The sequence below is a fragment of the Blautia caccae genome, from assembly GCF_040095955.1.
Classification (GTDB): Bacteria; Bacillota; Clostridia; order Lachnospirales; family Lachnospiraceae; genus Blautia; species Blautia celeris.
In genome coordinates this window covers 1-2,256 of the sequence record NZ_JBBMFP010000060.1, presented here as the reverse complement: position 1 = coordinate 2,256, position 2,256 = coordinate 1, and the positions used below count along the sequence as shown (strand labels likewise).

Sequence of the window (2,256 nt, the reverse complement as noted above, 5' to 3'; positions counted from 1 at the left end):
ATTTGATTTCTCAAAGTAATAGTTCTAAACAGCACTTGCTGTCTGCCTAGCCTTTTCAGCTAGGAACGTTTCACACAATCATACTCCAATACCGACAACGGGATCCCAATAGCATCCGCCTGCCTTCTCAGTAAATCAATGCTTATCTCATGCATTGCTATTTTGGATTCTTCCTTTTTGATGATGGTAAACAATGACCGAATATCATATTTTCCATATTTCTCTGCATAATACAGAGCCATTGCTGAATCTTTTCCACTGCTCCAATTAAAATATGCGTTTATCATATGCACCTCTGCAGGCTGAAATTCAGATGAATATACATCCTTTATCCTGTAAAATCTTTATAATCTAATCCAAGTATTTCACTCGACAGATTGAAATCTGCTGTCTACAAATTATGTCCGGCGAATAAACTCTAACTCCAGACAATTCCAATCCTCGTCAAGAATATGATAAATCTCAGGTTTTAAAAGAAATACATCCTGAAATCCAGCCGCTTTGTAACAATAATAAGCCGGTTCATTATTCTCAAATACTCCAAGTGTTACCTTTTCTGCTTTTAAAATATCAAAGGCGTACTGCAAGGCTGCTTTCAGCATTTCTTTTCCGTATCCTTTTCCCCTTTTACTGTCATCTACAATTACAAATCCGAAGCGAAGTTCTTTTTTATCGCCATCCGTATACCGCATAATCAAATGTCCTGTTATACCTGTCTCATCAAAAGCAGTCATCTCAAAAAAGGAATCGGAAAATGCATATTGCTCATAATAATCATTCAAATCTTCTGCGGTAATAGGATATGTTTTTAATCTGTCTGCACACCACTTCCTAAAAGCCACTTCATCTTTTATCCATTTAACAATATACTCTGCATCACATTTTTTATATGGTCTTAATCCCAACATATTCCTTCACCTCACTTAATGGATCATTCAAATCATATTACTATCATTCAAACAGGCTCCAGTTTCCTATAGCTTTCTAAAATCATATTCCAATTGCATATCCCGCGTATCGCTTTGGAATAATTCCTCATTTATTTCCATAGCTTCTTTACACCCAATAGCATAATAAAAAGCTATTGTTTCTTCTGATGAACCGGCACATATATAAAACTTTTCTGCCCCATTTTCTTTAGACTTATCAGCCGCCATAAAAAATAACCTTTTCCCGATACCCTTATTTCGAAAATTCTTTGATATATAAAGTTGATCAAGCAGGACATATTTATATTTTTCACCGAAAACAAGACTGTTTGCACTACAATATCCCACAAGACGCATATCATGGAATGCCCCCAGCACCACCCCTCCGGAATTGACCGTTTCTATTAATTTACTTAAGTGAGCATCAAACCCATTGGGAAGGTCCGGTTCGTAATAGTCTATTTTTACAAGCTGTCTTTTACCATCAACTTCGCGCCATGCCTGGCCAATATATTGAGAAGCATCTATTTCTCTTATTTTTAAACATTCCGATATATCCAATCTGCGATATTTTATATTCATAGCTGCCTCTCACCCCCATTATTAAATGCAGAAACCCTGATTCCTTTCGACAGACTGGAAATTAAGGGCCTGTTTACAGCATCTCGCCAAGATGGCCTTTGCTGAAGCCAAGTACATCTCTGTAAAACCCAAAAGACTCCTAAAGAACCTCACGATCATTGTTGAATACTATACTGATATCCTCATACTATAACTCCTGTTTTTTTGCCAAATTCTCATTTGTATCATCATACCATAATCCGGAAGAAAAAGCATTATGGTTTGTCAGTCACTAAATATCCCGGTTATATGTCTGCAACAGTTCAGACAGGTCTGCACATTTACCGTGATGACCATTCGACCCATGGCGAAACCTTTATATTCCGAATTCATCAAAAAGCTTCTTCTGATATTCCCGGTCTGTTACAGCTCTCCTGATTTCTTCATAAATCTCCTTTTGACCCGACTGCCGCAATAATACTTTAATTAACTGATTCACCCGCATTTCTCCCTGTTCAATACCCTGTTCTTCTCTTTCCACCAGCATTTCCTCAATTGCAGTACACATATTCACCTCTCCCTTCTCATTTTCTTTTAAATCTTTCAGAGCAGGAACATTCAGAAACTTTGATACCAGCCAGCCCCTTTTGGCATCAAGATGCATGAACTCCTCCCTTCTGGTCTTCAGAAATTCTTTCATCCCTTCTTTATCCTTCAGAAGCGGAAGCAGTTCAAAGACCTCCCGAAGTCCGGTCCTGAAATGACT

At 37.8% G+C, this 2,256-nt stretch carries 3 protein-coding genes and 1 pseudogene; all 4 read right to left on the bottom strand.

The features are described 5' to 3' along the window. Positions 1-59: 59 nt before the first annotated feature. Positions 60-287 carry a Dph6-related ATP pyrophosphatase gene (locus WMO65_RS26045; protein ID WP_148393671.1) on the bottom strand — a complete coding sequence of 76 codons (228 nt, stop codon included), beginning with the start codon at positions 285-287 and terminating at the stop codon, positions 60-62. 111 nt (positions 288-398) lie between these two features. Beyond that, the gene (locus WMO65_RS26040; protein ID WP_103733132.1) at positions 399-908 is read right to left on the bottom strand and encodes a GNAT family N-acetyltransferase; all 510 of its coding nucleotides are present in this window, start codon (positions 906-908) and stop codon (positions 399-401) included. A gap of 66 nt (positions 909-974) precedes the next feature. Then, the gene (locus tag WMO65_RS26035) at positions 975-1,511 is read right to left on the bottom strand and encodes a GNAT family N-acetyltransferase (protein ID WP_033140570.1); all 537 of its coding nucleotides are present in this window, start codon (positions 1,509-1,511) and stop codon (positions 975-977) included. A 355-nt stretch (positions 1,512-1,866) separates the two neighbouring features. Continuing rightward, positions 1,867-2,256 (bottom strand): annotated as a pseudogene (locus WMO65_RS26030) (hypothetical protein); the annotation flags it as partial.

Bases quoted from the DNA above. Each gene is read 5' to 3' on its own strand.
- WMO65_RS26045 (WP_148393671.1), bottom strand. From the start codon at position 287: ATGATAAACGCATATTTTAATTGGAGCAGTGGAAAAGATTCAGCAATG.
- WMO65_RS26040 (WP_103733132.1), bottom strand. From the start codon at position 908: ATGTTGGGATTAAGACCATATAAAAAATGTGATGCAGAGTATATTGTT.
- WMO65_RS26035 (WP_033140570.1), bottom strand. From the start codon at position 1,511: ATGAATATAAAATATCGCAGATTGGATATATCGGAATGTTTAAAAATA.